Source organism: Simiduia agarivorans SA1 = DSM 21679 (assembly GCF_000305785.2).
Taxonomy (GTDB): Bacteria; Pseudomonadota; Gammaproteobacteria; order Pseudomonadales; family Cellvibrionaceae; genus Simiduia; species Simiduia agarivorans.
The window spans coordinates 317138-337057 of record NC_018868.3; the positions used below are offsets into that span (position 1 = coordinate 317138).

The following is a 19920-nucleotide window of genomic DNA, read 5'->3' on the forward strand; positions in this document are numbered from 1 at the left end:
CGCCGGGCGTTGTTGTTTTCAGGTTCCAGCAATTTTGTAGGAAAGCTATGACCGCACCGGTCGAATTTGACAGCAAAGCCTTTGTTAAAAGCCTGCCGGGCCATCCTGGCGTTTATCAGATGTTCGATGCGGACGGCAAAATCCTGTATGTGGGTAAAGCCAAGAACCTGAAAAACCGGGTGGCGAGTTATTTCAGGGCCACCGGCCTCACGCCGAAAACCGAGGCGCTGGTGGCTCGCATCCGTTCGATGCAGGTCACGCTTACGGAAACCGAGGTGGAGGCTTTGTTGCTGGAGCAGAGCCTGATCAAGGCCCAGCGCCCGCCCTATAACATTCTGCTGCGGGATGATAAATCCTACCCCTATATATTCTTATCCGATCGCGACGACTTTCCTCGCATTGTCGCTCACCGTGGCAGCAAGCGAAAACGTGGCAGCTACTTTGGGCCTTTCCCCGGCGCGGCGGCGGTGCACGAATCGATCCAGTTCCTGCAGAAAACATTCCGCCTGCGCAGCTGTGAAGATTCCGTTTTCGCCAATCGCTCGCGCCCCTGTTTGCAATACCAGATCGGTCGCTGCTCGGGCTCCTGTGTGGATTTAATCAGCAAAGAAGACTATGCAGAGGATCTCAAGCATGCGGTGGATTTTCTCAAGGGGCACAGTTCGGCACTGATTGTTGAGCTGGCCGACCAGATGGAACAGGCGTCGAACAATCTGGCGTTTGAGCGGGCCGCGATGTTGCGCGACCAGATCGCAAATCTTAAAAAAGTCCAATCTGAATCCGCCGTGGATAATCAGGCGGGCGATGTGGATGTGATTGGTTGCGCGCTGCGGGACGGGCGATTGTGTGTGCACTTTTTGTTTGTGCGTGCTGGCAGGGTGCAGGGCAGCCGGAGCTTTTTTGTCAACGCCGGCCTGGATGAATCGGAAGCGGAATTGTTGCTCGCGTTTCTGGCTCAATGGTATCTGGCGGGCGGTGAACGGGACTGGCCTAAGGAAATCCTTGTGCCTCAGCTGCTCACCGAAACGGATTTATTTGCCCAGGCGGTCAGCCGGCAGGCAGAGAAAAAGGTGGCGGTGGTGAATCAGGTACGCTCACACCGGGCCCAATGGCAGCAGTTGGCTGCTCAGGCTGCGGAGCAGAATCTGGCGTCTGAAGCGGCCAATAAGGCCAATATGCTGGATCGTTTCGAATCGCTCCAGCAGTTGTTGAACCTGGAGGCGGTGCCTGAGCGATTGGAATGCTTTGATATCAGTCACACGGGCGGTGAGCGCACCATCGCGTCTTGCGTGGTGTTTAATCGCGAGGGCGCGCTCAAGTCCGATTACCGGCGTTTCAATATTGATGGTATCACTGGCGGAGATGATTATGCGGCCATGTCACAGGCGCTAAACCGGCGGTATTCGAGGGTATTGGAAGAAGGCGCGCAGCTGCCGGATTTGTTGATCGTCGATGGCGGTAAAGGCCAGCTGAGTATGGCGCGGGAGGTGCTGGCCGAGCTGGGCCTCTCGGACCTGCCTTTGCTGGGCATCGCCAAGGGCACCACCCGCAAAGCGGGATTCGAGACGCTGCTGTACGCGGGTCGCGAGTTCGCACTCGATAGCCGCCATGCGGCGCTGCATCTCTTGCAGGCCATTCGCGATGAGGCACACCGGTTTGCAATCACCGGCCATAAGCAGCGCCGGGATAAGGCCAGGCGGACGTCGAGACTTGAGGATATCGAAGGGGTGGGTCCTAAACGCCGGCGCGAGCTGCTGCGTCATTTTGGTGGCTTGCAGGGGGTGCAGGCGGCCTCGGCGGCGGATCTGGCCAAAGTGCCGGGAATCAGTAAAAAATTGGCCGACGATATTTACAGCGCGCTGAACAGCAGGTAACGTCCCCCGATTGATTTTGTAACAAGTTGTAGTTATGACACTGGCCAACCAGTTAACCCTTGCCCGCATTGCACTTATTCCGCTGTTTGTGGTGGTGTTTTATTTACCCTATAAGTGGAGCTATCCGGCGGCGGCTCTGATTTTCTTTTTTGCAGCCCTCACCGATTGGCTGGATGGCTACATTGCCCGCAAATACCAGCAATCCACGCAGTTTGGTGCATTTCTGGACCCGGTGGCGGATAAGCTGATGGTGGCAGTGGCGTTGGTGTTGTTGGTAGGTGCGCACAAGAGCGCGCTGATGGCGTTGGCCTCAGCGGTGATCATCGGCCGGGAGATCGTGATCAGTGCGCTGCGGGAATGGATGGCGGAGCTGGGCAAGCGGTCGTCGGTGGCGGTGTCGTTTCTGGGCAAAGTAAAAACGGCGGCGCAGATGGCTGCATTGATTACCTTGCTCGCATTCGAACCTGAATCGCACCCCACTGCGCAATTGGCGGGTTACTTTTTGCTCTATTTGGCGGCAGGATTAACACTCTGGAGTATGTTCCTGTACCTGAAGGCGGCATGGCCTCTCATGATGCAGGAAAAATCCCAATAATCCCTTGACTCCTACTTCAGTCCCCATAGAATAGGCCGCCCTGAGAGAGGGCAGCCAGCATGGCGGCAATTTTCTCTAAGTGTCAGAAATCATTGCGTTTTTTGACCAAATACGGCTAAAATGCCGGCCTTTGGCGCGATAGCAAAGCGGTTATGCCACGGATTGCAAATCCGTTGAGCCCGGTTCGACTCCGGGTCGCGCCTCCACTTTTCCTCCCGAAGCTTTCAAGCTCCGGATCTGTCTGAACCCCGGTTCCAGACCCTGCCCGAGTGGTGAAATTGGTATACACAGGAGACTTAAAATCTCCCGACCTTTAGGTCGTGCCGGTTCAAGTCCGGCCTCGGGCACCATTTATACTTCGCAAATAATTCCGCAGTCCAACCCTAATCAATGCACTGTTGTCCGCCGGGGACTTGAACCGGTGAGGTTCAGCATTTGTGCATACAAATGCCAACAAGGAGCGGAGCGACGACAAATCGTAGGAAACGATTTGAGCAGCTTTGCTGGCCGAAGGCCGAGCTACGGGGATGTGGCGAGTTCACCCCGAAGGGCGCTAATAGCCCTTAGGCTATTAGCGTTAACCCGGCCACGGATCCTGGCACCTTTCTCTCTGATTTAGTTAGGCGAATCACTGTATTCCGCGAGTAAGTATTCAAGCTCATAGTACGTGCCACGCTCCCACTCCCATGTACTTTTTGCCGCTTAATCAGCCCGTCCCTGGGCTGAATCGCTAGTCGGGCGTCCTGCCCTTTGCAAAAAGCACATGGGAGCGTGCGCTTCACTGGCGAGATGGCTCACGCGATTGGGTGTTCGGGGGAAAATTTGGTCTACTAAAACGTTAGGAGTTTCTGATTTTGGGAATTAAAAAAGTTTTCCCCGGAATTTCCCATGTACTTTTTTCCGCTTAATCAGTCCATTCTCGGGCTGAATCACTAGTCGGGCATCCTGCTCTTGGCAAAAAAGCACATGGGAACGTGCGCTTCGTGGGCGGGTTAGCGACCGTGGAGTATTTTCTACGATAACTTGGGAGTGGTAATAGTAATAGGTTGGGCGTTACCAGTGGAGGGTATTAAGCAGGCTGTGCTTGGAGCTGGGAATAAGTCTGAATATATATGTGAAATTTGCTTTTATATGTCGATTTTACTTACAGATGAAATGTGCGGAATTATCTACCCTATTGAAAATTATACATTTTTTTGTTATGGCATTAATTTTGCTGAAAACTCTGGTTGAAGCATTGACAATGTTAATTTCGAAAAGGGATCTTAAAAATGTTGAATAATTTTATACGGTCAGTGGTGTTAGCTTTTGGTTTTTTGTCTGTAAATGCCTCCGCAGGAACCATTTTGTTTAATGATCAAAGTGCAGGTTCTCTGGGTGATTTATCTGCCACAAACTTAAATGTTTATAATGCTGTTATAGGTGCGGGAAACACCGTATCGACAGGATTATTAACGGATGTTTCAGCTTTAGATTCTTCTGACTCGCTGTGGCTATCAACATCCACATTTAATGACAATTTGTCTGGGGGCGAGCTGTCTAACTTAAATGACTATATAAATTCTGGTCGTCGAGTAGTTCTGCATGGTGAAAACTCTAACTGGTCAGGATGGAATACCAGCTTGTTGGACTTGCTCGGTGGAACATGGGGAGTTGGATGTGATAGTTGGTTAACGCCTGTTGTTGGTAACAGTAACGGTCTGACAAATGGTGTTTCAGAAATTAACATTCCATGTGATGCTCATGTTACGTCTGGTGATCGAATCGATTTGGTTCTCGACGGAAGTATTTCGGTTTGGGGTGCGCATGAAAATGTTCTTTTGATTTTGGATGGTAACTGGCTTGCAGATGGATTTTCGGCCCCCAATCTGGATTTTGCCAAAAACATAGGTAATTGGCTCGCCGATAGCTCGCGCGTATCTGTTTCTGAGCCATCTGGTCTCGTTATTTTCTGTATTGCTCTGTTGGGTTTTGGTATTTCAAGAAGAAAATTAATTTAGCAGTAATTCGGAATCCGGGAATCCGGGGACAGTTTACTTAACAGTCAACTATCGGACCTCCGAAGTCTCTGAGCTTTTTGTGGAATCCCTATCGCGGACGCCGCTCCGCCCGTGGAGCTCCCGCCACCCTGTGCTTTTTGCAAAGGGCAGGACGACCGACTAGCGATTCAGCCCAGGGACGGGCTGATTGAGCGGCAAAAAGCACAGGGCGGCGGGAGCCTGGCAGTTAGCTCAATCACAAACCACTTCCGCGGAATCAACCGCTCTTAGACCTCTCCTCAGTGCAGCCATGAATCGCTCTCTGAATAATTCCAAATTTAGAATGAGGGCGGCTAGGAGTAGGCTAAATTCATCCCAACCTGTGCGGTTGGTAAACTTCATCCCGCACCCGAGCAACCCAGCCAGGTAAAAAGTGTCCGAACAATCCCATCTCATCTTACTCGCCGACGCCATACTCATCACCCACGTATTGTTTGTCTGCTTTGTGGTATTGGGCCTTTTTGCCATTTACCTGGGTAAGTGGCTTGCCTGGTCGTGGGTCAGGCATCGGGTATTTCGCATAGTCCATTTGGTCGCGATCGGGATTGTGGTGTTGCAGTCCTGGGTTGGTGTGGTTTGCCCGCTGACTACCTGGGAGATGATGCTCAGGGAAAAAGCCGGCGGTGCGGTTTACTCGGGTTCTTTTATTCAGCACTAGCTGCACGATTTACTTTATTACAGCGCGCCGGACTGGGTGTTTGTTTTGGTGTATTCGGTGTACTTTTCTCTGGTTGTTCTGAGTTGGCTGTGGGTGCGTCCCGACTGACCAGGCGGCAAGGGCGGGTCGCGCGATGTTTGGGCGTTTGCGTGCGTTGCAATAGTGTGTTGGCTATCTTGATTGGTTTTTTAACGCACAATAAAGTATGCATAGAGATAATATTAACTTTCTAATGCACAATATTTTGATCGTTGACACTTTCTGCTGGTAAGGCTAATCTTTAGTCAATTCTACAGTGCTCATAAATTTGTGCATTACTACTCGAAATTACATATAAGCCCAATATATTGTGTGTTATCTATGAAGCCAAGCTACGAACTATCCGATCAGGCACTGCTGCGTCAGATCGGGGAGCGGATCAAGCAGGAGCGGTTGCGGCGTGACTGGGGGGCGGAGTTTCTGGCCCAGCGGTGTGCGATCAGCCGCAATACGCTGGGCAATATCGAGGCGGGGCGATCCAGTAACACACTGAACCTGCTGGCGGTATTGCGGGAGTTGCGGTTATTGGATGTGATGTTCAGTCTGGCCGAGCCAGCGCCGGAAAGCCCGATGGCGCTGGCCGCCAAGCAGGGGTCGGTGGCGCGAAAGCGAGCGTCGGGCACTCGCACGCGCAAGCCGACAGCTCGGGTGAAAAAGCCGGCCAGAGGGGAGGCTGAATGGTGACGCCATCCACGCTGGCAACTGTGCACCTTTGGGATCGTTTGGTGGGCGCCGTCAGTTGGGACCCTAAGCGGGATGTGGCAGCGTTTGAATTCAATCCCGCGTTTCTGGCAGAAGGGCTGATTGATCTGGCGCCCATCACCATGCCTGCCGAATCGTCCGAGGGGGTGGTGTACGCGTTTTCTGCGCTCAACCCAACCACCTTTCGCAAGTTGCCGGGAGTGTTGGCGGATGCTTTGCCGGATAAATTCGGCGAGGTCTTGATCGATACTTGGCTGGCGCAACAGGGGCGGCCGGCGGGTTCCATGAATCCGGTCGAGCGCCTGTGTTACACCGGCAATCGCGGTATGGGTGCGTTGGAATTCAAGCCGGTGATGGCTGCCGATGATATGAATGCGTCTTTGCAGGTGGATATCAATGCGTTGGTGAATCTGGCGGGGCAGGCGATTGCGCGTTACCAGAATCTGGAGGCCACATTGGATGGCGCGCAGGATGCCAATGCCTTGCAGGATATTTTGCGGGTGGGCACCAGTGCGGGAGGTGCGCGGGCAAAAGCGATTGTTGCGATTGATGACAAAGGTGAAGTCCGCAGCGGTCAGGTGGCGGCGCCGCCAGGCTTTACCCACTACCTGTTGAAGTTTGACGGGGTGACAGATCTGGAGCTGGGCCGGCCGCAGGAATTTACCCGCATTGAATACGCCTATTACCTTATGGCACAAGCCGCTGGTATTCACATTATGCCGTCCAGATTATTGGAAGAAGGGGGGCGGGCACATTTTATTACCGAGCGGTTCGATCGCCAGCGGGGTCGGAAAATTGCCATGCAGTCCCTGTGCGGCATGGCTCATTTCGATTTTAACCAAGCGGGTGCCTACGGGTATGAGCAGGCGTTTGCGGTGATGCGCAAACTGGTTTTGCCCAAAGAAGATGCCGTAGAACTGTACCGTCGCATGTTATTCAATGTATTGGCGCGCAATCAGGACGACCACACCAAAAACATCAGCTTTGTGATGGATAGTCAGGGGCCGGATGCCTACGCCTGGCGCTTGTCGCCGGCCTATGATGTGACCTATGCCTACAACCCGGCCGGGTCCTGGACGTCATCGCATCAGATGACCATTGCCGGTAAGCGCGATGGGTTTACCCGGGAAGAGCTGATTGCAGTGGGGCGGTCCATCAGTTTGCGCAATCCCGCAGAAGTCATTGATGAAGTATCTCAATCCATCGGTGATTGGATGGTCTGTGCAGAGCGTGCGGGCTTGTCAGAGGAAATGGCTCTTTCAATCATGCGCACATATCGGAAAATATAAAGGGATAGAGCGGTTGGAGTGAATTGATCTTTGCTCTTACCAGCTGTGCCTGCAGTTATCCGGTACTCACTCACTGAATAATCCCTCGCCGGGCGGCAACAATTTCATCCATCTCTTTTTCTCATCTAATACCGACTTTTTTCTTAGCGAAACTTTACACAGTCTTCGGTCAACTGGCCTGCCTCTATCGCGTTAAAACACCTGAATTCTTGTTTTTCAGGATTAACCATGAAATTGCCCATCATTCTATTTGGTCTGCTTGGCGCTGCAAGCGTCGGTAGCGGTTGTGCTTCACAACCACAACATAATAGTCATGTAGCCCATCCTGTGCATCTTGTGATACATGCTAAAAAACCACCGGCACAACGCGGGTGCTTCCGCCATCAAAATCATTGGGATTGTAAGCGCTGAGTGAGATCTAAATATGAAAATAAAATACCAAAAATCAGTACATTATTCAGTGAGGCTGGCCATCCAGTGGATCTTGCCGTTCTGGTTGGTTGCTTGTGGCGGAGACGAAAGTAATGGCGAAAATACAAGCGAGAGCGATGGGCTCGTCATATCGGTTCCGACACTAAGTTTGCTTGAAACACCAGCTGCAAATAACACTGATGGTTTTGCTCGCATCACGTTTGAATCCTCCGCTGCCACCCAATGCCAGCTTAATGGCGACGCTGCATTTGACTGCACGTCACCGCTGTTTCTCACTGATATCGGTGCCGGTGATCAAACGCTTGTCATTCGGACTGCTGAAAGTGAGCCCGAGACTGCGGTCACGGTTCAGTGGACGGTGGCCAATATCTTCGATGCAGGGCATGAGGATCTGGTGCTTACCAATCAATCGCCTGAGCCGGTGGAAGCCTACAGTTGGCGCGGTATCGTGCGGATTAACTGCGATTTTTCGCACAGCAGCTATAACGACCCTATTGTGTATCCAGGCCAGGAAAATGCGGCGCATCTGCATCGGTTTTACGGCAACATGCTGGTGGATCATATGCTCACAACGGAATCATTGCTGAGCAGTGGGGATTCATCCTGTCAGGGTGGCGAATTGAACCGGTCGGCCTATTGGGTGCCCGCGTTGCTGGCCCCACTCTATGATCCGGATACGGGCGAACGCGCGTTGGATGCAGATGGTGAACCCGCCTGGCAAACCGTGCCTGCGGTGGTGGGTAATGATGAAGAGGCTCACGAAATTTTTTACTACTCTGCCGGCATCGATGATTTGAGTGCTATTCAACCTGTGCCTGCCGGACTCAGAATGATTGCAGGAAAAGCCACAACTCAACCGGAGGCACCTCAGGACACCAGCATTGTGCGGTGGCATTGCCAGAGTTGGGAATCTGATGATGCGGAAAATCCACAGTTCAGCGCTACAATCCCGGAGTGTGTTGCGCCTGACCGGGTGCGCATGGATATTTTCTTTCCCAGTTGTTGGAATGGCGAGGATCTGGACTCGGCGGACCATCAAAGCCATATGGCGTACCCGATAAGCGAGGGTGGTCCGAACGGTACCCGATGCCCGGAGTCTCATCCCGTTGCGGTAGTCCGCCCAAGCTATCACTATGCTTTTGGGGTAAAGCCTGAGGTTTTTGATCCGGTAACCCAATCCAGCCGCGGTTGGCGCTTGGCTTCAGATATGTATGCAGTAACCGTCAGTACACCGGGAGGGCTCTCTTTGCATGCAGACTGGATTAATGGCTGGCACCCACAAATCATGGCGGCTTTATTGGATGTATGTATTAAGTCCGGTTTTGATTGCCATGACGGCAATCTCGGCAATGGCTTACGGCTCTCTGGTACGCAGCCCGGGTCACAGTTTGAGCCAGAAATCATTAATCAGGGAATGGGGTACTAACAGCGAATAGTGTTCGAATAGGGGCGGAGTGAATCAGTCTTTGCTGTCGTTGCTTGATTTGATCCGGCCCTCGATCACGGCATCAATCCCGCGCTGCATGGCAGCCACCACTTTGTCGTCGATATCCAGGCTGAACGCGAAGTAATAGTCGTTGGTTTTTAACACGTACACCACTTCGTAGTTCTTGGAATCAATACCGGAATCTTCCAGCGCCTGCTGCCAGCCATCCTCGCCAAAGGCCCACATATCGATGCGGCCGGCTTTGAGCATTTTGCCGAGGTAATTGACGTTGTTGGCAAGCGTAATCACGTGCTTGGGAATCTCCAGCTCGCGCAGGTAGTACTCACCGGCATCATCGCGAATAGCGCCGATGCGATATTGGCTGAGCTCGGCCGCTGTTTTGATATGCAAATTGTTTTTTCTGGGAGCAACGATGACGTAACGTTCGGTCCCGGTGGGGCCCGCCCATTTGAACAGGGTTTCGCGGCTTTCTGTGCGGATGGTGTTGAATAAAACGGTATTCGGTCCTTCCAGTGCGTTGCGATAACCGCGCGCCCAGGGTTGCACCAGAATGTCGCTTTTATTGAGCGGGCTGCCGGCCTTGGCTGTGGCGGCCAGTAACAGATCGACAGCGGGGCCCTGTAGTTCACCGTTTTCCACAAAGTTGTGGGGCGGGCTGTGTTCGGTGATATAGCGCAGCTGGTTGAGCGGCAGTGGCTCGGCCATACCCGTGGCGGCGTGCAGCGGGGCGATCAGCGCGACGCAAACGCTTATTAGTGTGCAAAGGGATCTGAAAGCCAGCATGACAGTTTCATTGCAATGTACTTCGCCGGAGTATATCGCAAGGCTTTGCTGAGATTGGCGCTTTGCGTTGAAGTTAATCAGCATACGGGGTCTGTCTAGCACTTTGGTACCAGGTTCAGTGCTGTTGTCGAAGTGACCTACAGGCGTGTGGTTTACAGGGGCGCCAAGGCGCAGCCTGAAGCCGGCTTTCTCATCGCGGCGAGCGATGCACCTCGCAGATGCCTTTCCCCACATGAAGCACAGTCCAGCGGTAGCCTGGACGAGCTGAACGACAAGCCTGTCGTTTAGGAATGTCAGCCACGCCGCGAGCTTCCCCTAGGCTTCCTGCAGCAGTCGGGTCCTTCATTATCTCTCTTGTATATACATGTATATACAAGTAGTATGCCCTCATGAACAACACGACTCAGCCTCGTTATCTGGCCATTAAGCAGGCCCTGCTCACCCGCATAGAAACCGGGCGGCTGCCCTCTGGCAGCAAGGTGGCGTCTGAGAATGCGCTGGCGCAGGAATTCGGCGTCAGCCGGATGACTGCCCGGCGGGCGTTGGATGAGCTGGCGGATGAGGGGGTGTTGGTACGTAGCCAGGGGCTGGGCAGTTTTGTGGCAGATGAGCGGCCCACCGGCAGCCCGGTGGAAATCCGCAATATTGCCGATGAAATCGCTGCCCGGGGCCACGCCTGGCGCTGTGAGGTGTTGGTGTTGGAGTCACAGGTGGCTCTCGCCAAGCGCGCGCGTCAGCTGGGCGTAGCGGAAGGGCAGACGGTGTTCTTTTCCAGCTTGTTGCACTTTGAGAACGATGTGCCGTTGCAGATAGAAGACCGTTGGGTGAACCCCCAGGTGGCGCCCGATTACCTGCAGCAGTTGTTCGGTGAAGACAACAATACGCCCAGCGCTTATCTCTCGCGCGTGGCGCCGTTAACGGAAGCCGATCATTTGATCGAAGCGGTTGCCGCCAGTGCGCGCCAACAGGCGCTGCTGCAAATAGCTGCGTCCGAACCCTTGCTGAAGGTCAGTCGCCGAACGTCCGCCGCGCAAGGTGTGGTGAGCTACGCTCAGTTATTTCATCCCGGTTCGCGCTTCCGCTTGGGCGGGCACGTGAATTATTGAGTATTGATAAAAACCGATTGCCACAAGCAATCCCTCGTTTAACTGCCGATGGAAGGAGACCCCGCCATGGCCGATTCCCGTACCGATAACAGCCGCGTGATCCGCGCGCCCCGTGGTAACCAACTTACCGCCAGGAGCTGGTTGACCGAAGCGCCGCTGCGCATGTTGATGAACAATCTGGACCCGGAGGTTGCCGAACATCCGCAATCGCTGGTGGTGTATGGGGGCATTGGCCGCGCGGCACGGGATTGGGCCTGTTACGACAAAATTGTTGAAACGCTCACCCGTCTGAACGACGACGAAACCCTGCTGATCCAAAGCGGCAAACCGGTGGGTGTGTTCAAAACCCACGAAAATGCCCCTCGGGTTTTATTGGCCAATTCCAACCTGGTGCCGCATTGGGCTAACTGGGAACACTTCAACGAGTTGGATAAAAAGGGCCTGATGATGTACGGCCAGATGACCGCCGGCTCGTGGATTTACATCGGTTCGCAGGGCATTGTGCAGGGCACTTACGAAACCTTTGTGGCGGTAGCGAAACAGCATTTTGGCGGCGAAGCCAAGGGCCGTTGGATCTTAACCGGTGGTCTGGGTGGCATGGGTGGCGCTCAACCGCTGGCCGCCACCATGGCGGGCTTTTCCATGCTGGCCGTTGAAGTGGATGAAAGCCGCATCGACTTCCGTTTGAAAACCGGTTACGTGGATAAAAAAGCCACCAGTCTGGATGAAGCGCTGGCCATGCTGGATCAGGCTAAAGCCGAAGGCAAAGCGATTTCTGTTGGCTTGCTGGCCAATGCGGCCGACGTATTCCCCGAGTTGGTGGCGCGTGGTATCACGCCCGATGTGGTGACCGACCAGACATCGGCGCACGACCCGCTCAACGGTTATTTGCCACGGGGTTGGTCGTTGGAACAAGCCAAAGCCGAACGCGCCCGCGACGAAGCGGCGGTAGTGAAAGCGGCCAAGCAATCTATGGCGGTGCAGGTGCAGGCCATGCTGGATCTGCAAACCCGAGGTGCGGCCACGCTCGACTACGGCAACAACATCCGCCAGATGGCGCTGGAAGAAGGCGTGAAAAACGCATTTGATTTCCCGGGCTTTGTGCCGGCCTATGTTCGCCCGCTGTTCTGTGAAGGCATTGGGCCCTTCCGTTGGGTCGCGTTGTCCGGCGATCCCGAAGATATTTATAAAACCGATCAGAAAGTCAAAGAGCTGATTCCCGATAACCCGCACCTGCACAACTGGCTCGACATGGCGCGCGAGCGCATCCAGTTTCAGGGTTTGCCTGCGCGCATTTGCTGGGTAGGCCTGAAAGACCGCGCGCGATTAGGTCAGGCATTCAATGAAATGGTGGCCAAGGGTGAACTGAAAGCGCCCATTGTGATAGGCCGCGATCACCTTGACAGTGGCTCTGTTGCGTCGCCGAACCGCGAAACCGAAGCGATGAAAGATGGCTCTGATGCCGTGTCCGATTGGCCGTTGCTGAATGCGCTGCTTAATACTGCCGGCGGTGCAACCTGGGTGAGTTTGCATCACGGTGGTGGTGTAGGTATGGGTTTCAGTCAGCACTCCGGTGTGGTGATTGTGTGCGACGGTACTCAGGCTGCCCATGAGCGGGTAGGGCGGGTGCTGCGCAATGATCCGGGCACCGGTGTGATGCGCCACGCGGATGCGGGCTACGACATCGCCATTGATTGCGCGAAAGCGCAGGGGCTGGATCTGCCGATGATTGGCAAGTAATAAAAAAACATCTGTTGCGCGCCAACGGCGCGCGTTGATAACCACATTTACCAGGCAAAAATATGGACAATTTTGAAATCAAACCCGGCAAATTAACTTATGCCGACCTGCATCGCATCCACAGCCGCCCGCATACCTTTTCATTGCATTCCGATTGTGTCGAAGCAGTGAATGCGTCTGCGGCCGTGGTGCAGAAAGTGATTGATGACAACCGCGTGGTTTACGGCATCAATACCGGTTTCGGGCTACTCGCTAATACCCGCATCAAGCCCGAAGAGCTGGAAGACCTGCAGCGTTCTATTGTGTTGAGCCACGCCGCCGGCATCGGCAAGTTCATGAAAAACGCCACCGTGCGTCTGCTCATGGTACTGAAAATCAATGCGCTGGCGCAGGGATTTTCCGGCATCCGCCTGGAAGTGATTGAGGCGTTGATGACGCTACTCAATCACGAAATTTATCCCTGCATCCCTATCAAGGGTTCCGTGGGCGCATCCGGCGACCTGGCGCCACTGGCACACATGAGCGCTGTGCTCTTGGGCGAAGGCGAAGCGTTTTATAAAAAAGAGCGGGTGTCGGCCAAAACGGCGCTGCGCATTGCCGGTCTTAAGCCCATGACACTGGCGCCCAAGGAAGGTCTGGCCCTGTTGAATGGCACCCAGGCGTCCACCGCGCTGGCGGTAGAGGGTTTGTTTTACGCTGAAAACGCACTGGCCTCTGCCACTGTGATTGGTGCGCTCTGTGTGGAAGCGGCCAAAGGTTCGCGCAAGCCGTTTGATGAACGTATTCATCTGGCCCGTGGTCACGCAGCGCAAATTCATATGGCGGCAGCCTATCGCGATCTGTTGGAACATTCCCAGATTGAAGAAAGTCATGCCAATTGTGAAAAGGTACAAGATCCGTACAGCCTCCGCTGTCAGCCGCAGGTGATGGGAGCCTGTTTACAGCAGATGCGCAACGCGCGCGATATTATTATTACCGAAGCCAATGCGGTGTCCGATAACCCGCTGGTATTTATTGACGATGGCGACATTATTTCCGGCGGTAACTTTCACGCCGAACCGGTGGCCATGGCAGCCGATAATCTGGCGTTAGCATTGGCGGAAATTGGCTCTTTGTCCGAGCGCCGCATGGCATTGCTGATCGACAGCAAATTGTCCGGTTTGCCGCCGTTTCTGGTCAATAATGGCGGTGTGAATTCCGGCTTCATGATCGCTCAGGTAACCTCGGCGGCACTGGCCAGTGAAAACAAATCCCTGGCGCACCCGGCCAGCGTGGATTCGCTGCCCACCTCGGCCAACCAGGAAGACCATGTGTCCATGGCCACCTTTGCAGCCCGTCGCCTGCGCGATATGTACGAAAATACCGTGGGTATTCTGGCGGTGGAATGGCTGGCGGTGTGTCAGGGACTGGATTTCCTGGAAGGGCTGTCTACCTCCGGGCCGCTGGAAAAAGCCCGTGCTGAGTTGCGTGCTCATGTGCCGTTCTACGACAAGGACCGCTATTTTGCGCCGGATATCGAGCGGGCGGCTGAGTTGATCAGCTTGGGTGTGCTGAAGAATCTGGCGAGTAAAACGATTCATCTCTAAGACCTTATCCCCTGATCCCGTGGGTGGCCGGCCGGTCACCCACATTTCCTCCTTTCCTGCTCACCGTTTCGCGTTATGATGCCCAAAAACCAAAATGGGGTAGGGCAAGTGGTAAAAAAAGTTTCCATTGTGTTGGCCGTGCTGGTACTGCTGAGCGCTGTGGCAATCATCGCTATCGGGCCTGCGTATGTGACTCACGCCCCCAAAATGGCAGCGGGCATGGCCGCCAAACTGGCCTGTTCCAGCCGTTATGTGAGTGGCTTCAGTGAACATCTGGCCGCGGCAGATCTGGAAAGCTATTCGCCGATTCTGGCACAGGTATCGCTCGATTTTAATGATACTGACCATGCCGTAACGGCACGCTTTCTGGGCGCATCGCCTTCTGCCCACTTTGTGCCAGGCCTTGGCTGTGCGCTCGATTATGCAGATAAGTCCATTCGTGAAGCGGTGCAAGTACCAGCGCTGCCTGTGTCCGATGCCCTGTGGCCCGCTGGCGATGGGGTTAACCCACCGCACCCGCAGGCACAAACCCTTCTGGACGAGATACTCAAACAGGATAACGCCGAGGGCCTGCAAACCCGTGCTCTGGTTTTGATAAAAGAGGGCGAATTGGTGGCCGAGGCCTATGCCGAAGGTATCGATCCGCAAACCCCTTTGTTGGGTTGGTCCATGGCCAAGAGCATGACGGCTGTGGCCATTGGTCGATTGGTACAACAGGGGCGGGCTTCGGTGGCATCGCAAACACTGTTTCCGGAATGGCAGCAAGACGTGCGCGCACAGCTGTCGCTGGAACATCTGCTCACCATGACCGATGGATTGGATTTCGCCGAACGTTACGAGCCTGGCACCGATGCCACCCGCATGTTGTTCACGGAGGCCGGCAGTGCCCACTATGCGTTGACCCGACCGCAGATTCATCCGGCCGGGCGCCGTTTCAATTATTCCTCGGGCACGGCAAACCTATTGGCGTTGTGGTTGATGAATCAGGTGGGTGGCAGTCCGCAAGCGGTGCAGTCGTTTTTGTTCAATGAGCTGTTTATTCCCATGGGAATGCAGCACACGGTTTTTGAAACCGATAGCCTGGGTGTGCCGGTAGGCAGTTCTTACGTATACGCCTCCGCGCGCGATTGGGCGCGCATGGGACAATTGCTGGTGAATGGTGGTGAAATCAACGGTGAGCAATTACTGGCACCTGACTATGTTCGCCATGCGTGCAGTCCGAATCCATCCGATAACGGCCGCGCTTACGGTTACCAGTTGTGGCTGAATGAGGGCGATGCGGCCTTGCGCTGGCCTTCGTTGCCTGTCACGGCTTGCGCCGCCATGGGTAACCGGGCGCAAATGGTGATGATGATTCCAGAACGCAAGATCGTATTCGTACGGCTCGGTTGGACCGCCGGGGATTACCCTACCGATGACCGCGTCAGTCGCCTATTGGCGTTTTGAGGTAATAGCATGGACGCATTGAGAACATTGTTGGCCCTGTGTTTGTTTTTGCTGGGCTGCGCCTGTTTGTTTTATTTTTTCCGCGGCGATGCAGGTTGGAGTGCTGTCGCGCTGGCACTCGCGTTTTTTGTGGTTGCCCACTGGGTCATTCCCAAAGACCGCCGGCGGCGTGAAGAAGGCTGGGATTGGCTTGAAGTCGCGTGTGAAATTTCTGACCTGCCGTTCCGGGTCCTCTGGTGGTTTTTTCGCTCGCTCGGGCGATTGCTCAGCAATAAAGTGGATCTGGATATTGATGTCTGATCGGTTCAGCCTGCTAGGGAACCTCTGAATAACTCTGGTGCCGCTCTGGCTACCAGCAAGTTTCGTGCACTAGGCGCGGCTTCGAAGGCATACCGGGGTCTGTCGAGAAGTCGCAACACCGCGCACGGAATTTGCTGGAAGCCCCGAAGGGCGTGTCCTGTAGCGGCCATCAGCTGGGGCCGGCCATCCGGCGTTGAGCTTCTTGCTAAGGGCTATCGGAATGCCGCCCAGACCATTAACTACGAAACTCGCCTTGCGGCTGACCGCTACAGGTCGCGCAGAGCGGTACCAGAGTTATTCAGAGGTTCCCTAGTTACTGATCTCAAATTTTGCCATAGGCCCTTCACAGCGCGCTTTTTCGCTGCAGTCGATTGAAACTGAATGAACAAACACGCGATCGGGCGCCAGGCCGAGTTGATTCAGGAAGTGTTGCTTGGTGGCCAAGGCGCGGGTTTGACTGAGTTCGTTCAGTGCCGCCACAGGCATGGGCTGGCTTTGCAGCAACGCTTTCTGTAACGCCGCTGGTGTGTCCGGTACGGCCAGGTTGCGCTCCGACAGAAGGGTTGCAGCGCCGCTTGCCCAGCGATTGTTCAGCGCGTCGGTATCGGCGGGGCTGACCCCTTTTTCGGTCAGCATCGCTTGCAATGCCTGCGTGCGCAGCTGACGCATCTCGGCTGCAGACACGTCACCGACAATGCCAATACGCAAACTGGGGCGTTGGTCCAGCGCGTTTTTTAGCGCGTCCAGTTTGTTGGCCGCGTCGGGGGTGATGGACGAGGACAGTTCGGCAAATTCGATAAACCCTAAGTCTTCTTCGCTATCCACAAGCGATGCCAGCAGATTAAACGGTGCAGTCACCAGCTTCATAATACTGTTGCGTAAGGCAGCCCAGATAATACTACCCACACTGAAGTCCGGGTCGTCGGTTGTGCCAGAGACCGGTACCGCCAGATCTGCCACACCGTTTTCATCGGTAAGCAATGCCAGTGCAAGCCGCAGCGGAATATCCACCAGACGTTTGCTGTTAATGCGCTCACCCAGTTCTAGCTGGTCGAGCACCACGCGGTTGTTGCCCACGATACGCTTTTGGTCGAGGCCATAATCCATTTCTACGGTGAGCAGCCCTTTCTCAATTTGCCAGCCGGTAAAGGTAGTGGAGTAGGGATTGAATACGCCCAGGTCCATGGCGGCAAATTTCAAGGACAGATCAATGGCCGGATCGGCCAGCAGTGGTTTGGCCCAGCCTTTCAACGTGACCGGCGCATAGCCATCGACGTTACCTTTGAAATTGACGGCGATAGGTTGGTCGGCATTGCTGCTGACGGGCGTTAATTCACCGGTAAAGTTTTGTATCTGCGCGCTGAAGGGCGACAGGGGTGTTTCATCGGTGAAGCCAATCGCGGCATCCTTTAATGCCACGCTGTTTATCTGCCAGCGCCAGGTGGGTGCAGGCGCGTCTGGTGGGGTTTGTTGGGTTTCCGGTGGCGTGTCATTGCGCACCAAGGCATTCAGGTTGGTGGTGCCGTCCTGATTGATGGTGAGACGGCCGGAGAGTGAGTCAATAGCGATCTGTTCAATCGTCAGCTCGCGCTCGGCAAGGCTGACCTTGGCGCCATTCACCGCCAGTTGACTGAATCCGGTCAGGGCGCGCCCGCGTGCGTCGGAGGTGCGCAGTTGGTTGATCAGCGCCTCGGATTGGATTTGCTTGAGTTCTCCGCCCTCTATCTGCAGATTCACCTGGGTTTCGAGTTCGCCGTCGGTCACTTTGAGTGCCAGATGATCGTCAATCACCGGATTGGCCCAGGCGAGTGGCAACCGATCCATCTGTAGTTTTAAATCCAGCTGTTGTCGGGGCGTTTGCCATTGGCCGGTGGCCGCGAGCCGGGCGGTGTTATCCACCAGAAACCCCAGTTGAATGTCGGCCGGTTCCTCGCCGCTGTTGAGCGCGCTTACGCGAAGGTTAATGGGCGCAAGCTTCAGCACCCGCTGGTCCAGTTCGGGCACGCGCCATTGGACTTCGGCATCGGTTACAGCCAGCTGATTGATACGCCATTGCCAGGGTTGCGTTGCAGGATCTGCAGTCTCAGCCGCCGTCGCTTGTGTGGCGGGCAGGGCAAACATTTGGATCAGTCCAACGGTTTGGTTTTCGTGCCAACTCTGTAAGCTGAGTTTTTCCAGCGTCACCTGCTCGAGCACAGCTGACTGCAAACGGTTGCCCAGCGATTGCAATCGGACGGAAAACCGGTCGAAACCAAGTTGGCTGTCATTGCCGGTATCACGGGCAGAAAGGGCCAGTTGGTTAACATCAAGAGCGCCCTCGCTCAACTGCCAATGCAACTGGTCTTTCCAGTTCACCGTGTAGTGGCCATTCAGATTGAATTGGCCGCGGTGGAGTTCAAACGCCAGTTGTGGTTCGGCAAACTCCCACAAGGGCATGAGTGACATATTGTGAATAGAGAATTCGCCCCAGGTTCGGGTGCCGGCCGCGGAAATGTGACCGCGCCACTCAATCACGCCGCCGGCAACACCTTCGGCGCGCAGGGCGTAGCCGTCGCCATCATCGGATAATGTAGAAAAATCCTCTAATACGAAGGCGATGTCGCGCAGCCCATTAACATAGGGTTTCGCCCGGGTGGCATCGGTGTACTGCAGTAATTTGGCCTGCAGGGATAAGGTATTGATCCTGACCCGCGGCAAACCTGCCGCGGCGTCATCGGCGGGCGTAGCGGTGGCCGATGATTGCGCAGCGCGGAAGTCGATAATATCGCTGAAGTTAAACCGGGTCTCGCCGGTTTTCTCGGGTTTTAACTGCAACCCGGTCAATGCTATGGCGTCAAAGGTAATGGCCGCTGTGGTCAGTGTTTGAAGCAGGGAGAGATTGACGGTCGCGCTGTCGAGCCGCCACAAGACGCTGCCATCCGGGTTGCGATCCTCGGCGCCATATACAAACACGGACAGGGTCAGGGGGTTAAATCCTGCCAGATCGTAGTGCAATGCCCTGTTAGTCTGGCTTTGGTAAGCGGGTGCCAGGAAGGCATTGAGCAGTGGCCAGACAAGGGCCAGGGAACCAAAGAAGTAAACGGTGGTCAGTTTAACCAGCCATTTTGCTATGGTTTGCAATCTCGAGCTCATAAGGTCGCTTGTTCCCTGCGTGTACGTCACCGGCTGCGTCCCAGTTTACGGCAGCGCCGGCAGAGGTGCCACCGTTGCTCACCATCGCAAGGCTATTGAGTATGGCAGGTTAAGCTGTTTATAGTGGGCGCCGTGCCGTGTGGCGTGCCGGTGATGATCATTGCGTGAGGTTGTTGAATGAAGTATCCCTTTTTGGCTGTAATGGGTGTGTTGCTTTGTATTTGCGCCAGTCCGCTATGGGCGGCCAAGTCGCCCAAAATGATACTGGGTTGGCTGGAGTCCGTGCGGTTGCAACAGGCCGACATGCGCATTAAAACCAAGCTGGACCCAGGCGCCAAAACCTCTTCCATGCAGGCCAGCAATATCGAGTATTTTAAAAAGGGATCCAAAACCTGGGTGCGGTTCGATTTTACAGACACCAACCTGGATACCAAGAAAGAAGAAACGCACCGTTTTGAGGCGCCCTTGACCCGCGAGGTGATTATCAAGCGCCACGGCGCGCCCAATATCACCCGTCCGGTGGTGGCAATGCAATTTTGTTTGTTCCATCAGGTCTACCGCGCCGAATTCAGTCTTGCCGATCGGGACAAATTCAACTATTCAATCCTATTGGGGCGGTCGTTTTTATCCACGGTGGCGTTGGTGGATTCCGGTGAAATTTTTTTGAGCAGCCCCCAGTGTGAAGGCAATACACTGATCCAGGAAGCGCTCGAATAAGGTGCCATTCATCAAGACAGGGAATTGGAGATAAG

Annotated in this window: 15 protein-coding genes and 2 tRNA genes; 15 read left to right on the forward strand and 2 right to left on the reverse strand. The window is 54.7% G+C overall.

What is annotated here, in order from left to right:
* Window positions 1-47 precede the first annotated feature (47 nt).
* From uvrC to M5M_RS01520, 9 genes are all read left to right on the forward strand, one after another.
* A complete protein-coding gene (uvrC, locus tag M5M_RS01485) occupies window positions 48-1874 on the forward strand; it encodes an excinuclease ABC subunit UvrC (RefSeq protein ID WP_015045695.1) in 1827 nt (608 codons plus the stop codon).
* A 34-nt stretch (window positions 1875-1908) separates the two neighbouring features.
* Window positions 1909-2469 carry a CDP-diacylglycerol--glycerol-3-phosphate 3-phosphatidyltransferase gene (gene pgsA / locus M5M_RS01490; protein WP_015045696.1) on the forward strand — a complete coding sequence of 187 codons (561 nt, stop codon included), beginning with the start codon at window positions 1909-1911 and terminating at the stop codon, window positions 2467-2469.
* A 132-nt stretch (window positions 2470-2601) separates the two neighbouring features.
* A tRNA-Cys gene (locus M5M_RS01495) sits at window positions 2602-2675 on the forward strand.
* Between the two features lie 57 nt (window positions 2676-2732).
* Window positions 2733-2819 (forward strand) — tRNA-Leu (locus M5M_RS01500).
* A 921-nt stretch (window positions 2820-3740) separates the two neighbouring features.
* Entirely contained in the window at window positions 3741-4469 is a 729-nt protein-coding gene (locus tag M5M_RS20045) for a hypothetical protein (RefSeq protein WP_016389156.1), read from the forward strand.
* A gap of 412 nt (window positions 4470-4881) precedes the next feature.
* Window positions 4882-5166, forward strand: coding sequence for a DUF2784 domain-containing protein (locus M5M_RS01505; protein ID WP_015045697.1), 285 nt, complete (start codon window positions 4882-4884; stop codon window positions 5164-5166).
* A gap of 360 nt (window positions 5167-5526) precedes the next feature.
* The gene (locus tag M5M_RS01510) at window positions 5527-5889 is read left to right on the forward strand and encodes a helix-turn-helix domain-containing protein (RefSeq protein WP_015045698.1); all 363 of its coding nucleotides are present in this window, start codon (window positions 5527-5529) and stop codon (window positions 5887-5889) included.
* Window positions 5883-7196 (forward strand): type II toxin-antitoxin system HipA family toxin, encoded by a 1314-nt coding sequence (locus tag M5M_RS01515; RefSeq protein WP_015045699.1) that lies wholly within the window; start codon window positions 5883-5885, stop codon window positions 7194-7196. The genes M5M_RS01510 and M5M_RS01515 overlap by 7 nt, the downstream gene beginning before the upstream one ends.
* 580 nt (window positions 7197-7776) lie before the next feature.
* Entirely contained in the window at window positions 7777-9054 is a 1278-nt protein-coding gene (locus M5M_RS01520) for a DUF1996 domain-containing protein (protein ID WP_211216998.1), read from the forward strand.
* 33 nt (window positions 9055-9087) lie between these two features.
* Here M5M_RS01520 and M5M_RS01525 read toward each other — a convergent pair whose 3' ends face one another.
* On the reverse strand, window positions 9088-9858 hold the full coding sequence (locus M5M_RS01525) for a substrate-binding periplasmic protein (RefSeq protein WP_042455286.1): 771 nt from the start codon (window positions 9856-9858) through the stop codon (window positions 9088-9090).
* Between the two features lie 389 nt (window positions 9859-10247).
* Here M5M_RS01525 and hutC point away from each other — a divergent pair, with 389 nt between their 5' ends.
* From hutC to M5M_RS01550, 5 genes are all read left to right on the forward strand, one after another.
* Window positions 10248-10964 (forward strand): histidine utilization repressor, encoded by a 717-nt coding sequence (hutC, locus tag M5M_RS01530; RefSeq protein ID WP_015045702.1) that lies wholly within the window; start codon window positions 10248-10250, stop codon window positions 10962-10964.
* A 66-nt stretch (window positions 10965-11030) separates the two neighbouring features.
* Complete coding sequence (hutU, locus tag M5M_RS01535; protein WP_015045703.1) at window positions 11031-12704, forward strand: urocanate hydratase; 1674 nt, start codon at window positions 11031-11033, stop codon at window positions 12702-12704.
* 62 nt (window positions 12705-12766) lie between these two features.
* Window positions 12767-14290: a histidine ammonia-lyase gene (gene hutH / locus M5M_RS01540; protein ID WP_015045704.1), complete on the forward strand. Its 1524-nt coding sequence runs from the start codon at window positions 12767-12769 to the stop codon at window positions 14288-14290.
* Between the two features lie 108 nt (window positions 14291-14398).
* Window positions 14399-15736 (forward strand): serine hydrolase domain-containing protein, encoded by a 1338-nt coding sequence (locus tag M5M_RS01545; RefSeq protein ID WP_162141162.1) that lies wholly within the window; start codon window positions 14399-14401, stop codon window positions 15734-15736.
* A gap of 9 nt (window positions 15737-15745) precedes the next feature.
* On the forward strand, window positions 15746-16036 hold the full coding sequence (locus M5M_RS01550) for a hypothetical protein (protein WP_015045706.1): 291 nt from the start codon (window positions 15746-15748) through the stop codon (window positions 16034-16036).
* A gap of 309 nt (window positions 16037-16345) precedes the next feature.
* Here M5M_RS01550 and M5M_RS01555 read toward each other — a convergent pair whose 3' ends face one another.
* Window positions 16346-19156: a DUF748 domain-containing protein gene (locus M5M_RS01555; RefSeq protein ID WP_162141161.1), complete on the reverse strand. Its 2811-nt coding sequence runs from the start codon at window positions 19154-19156 to the stop codon at window positions 16346-16348.
* Window positions 19157-19345: 189 nt separating this feature from the next.
* Here M5M_RS01555 and M5M_RS01560 point away from each other — a divergent pair, with 189 nt between their 5' ends.
* Window positions 19346-19885 (forward strand): ATP-dependent zinc protease family protein, encoded by a 540-nt coding sequence (locus M5M_RS01560; RefSeq protein ID WP_015045708.1) that lies wholly within the window; start codon window positions 19346-19348, stop codon window positions 19883-19885.
* The last annotated feature ends 35 nt before the right edge of the window (window positions 19886-19920 follow it).

Coding starts and splice junctions, on each gene's coding strand:
- uvrC (WP_015045695.1), top strand. CDS start 48: ATGACCGCACCGGTCGAATTTGACAGCAAAGCCTTTGTTAAAAGCCTG.
- pgsA (WP_015045696.1), top strand. CDS start 1,909: ATGACACTGGCCAACCAGTTAACCCTTGCCCGCATTGCACTTATTCCG.
- M5M_RS20045 (WP_016389156.1), top strand. CDS start 3,741: ATGTTGAATAATTTTATACGGTCAGTGGTGTTAGCTTTTGGTTTTTTG.
- M5M_RS01510 (WP_015045698.1), top strand. CDS start 5,527: ATGAAGCCAAGCTACGAACTATCCGATCAGGCACTGCTGCGTCAGATC.
- M5M_RS01515 (WP_015045699.1), top strand. CDS start 5,883: ATGGTGACGCCATCCACGCTGGCAACTGTGCACCTTTGGGATCGTTTG.
- M5M_RS01525 (WP_042455286.1), bottom strand. CDS start 9,858: ATGCTGGCTTTCAGATCCCTTTGCACACTAATAAGCGTTTGCGTCGCG.
- hutC (WP_015045702.1), top strand. CDS start 10,248: ATGAACAACACGACTCAGCCTCGTTATCTGGCCATTAAGCAGGCCCTG.
- hutU (WP_015045703.1), top strand. CDS start 11,031: ATGGCCGATTCCCGTACCGATAACAGCCGCGTGATCCGCGCGCCCCGT.
- hutH (WP_015045704.1), top strand. CDS start 12,767: ATGGACAATTTTGAAATCAAACCCGGCAAATTAACTTATGCCGACCTG.
- M5M_RS01550 (WP_015045706.1), top strand. CDS start 15,746: ATGGACGCATTGAGAACATTGTTGGCCCTGTGTTTGTTTTTGCTGGGC.
- M5M_RS01560 (WP_015045708.1), top strand. CDS start 19,346: ATGAAGTATCCCTTTTTGGCTGTAATGGGTGTGTTGCTTTGTATTTGC.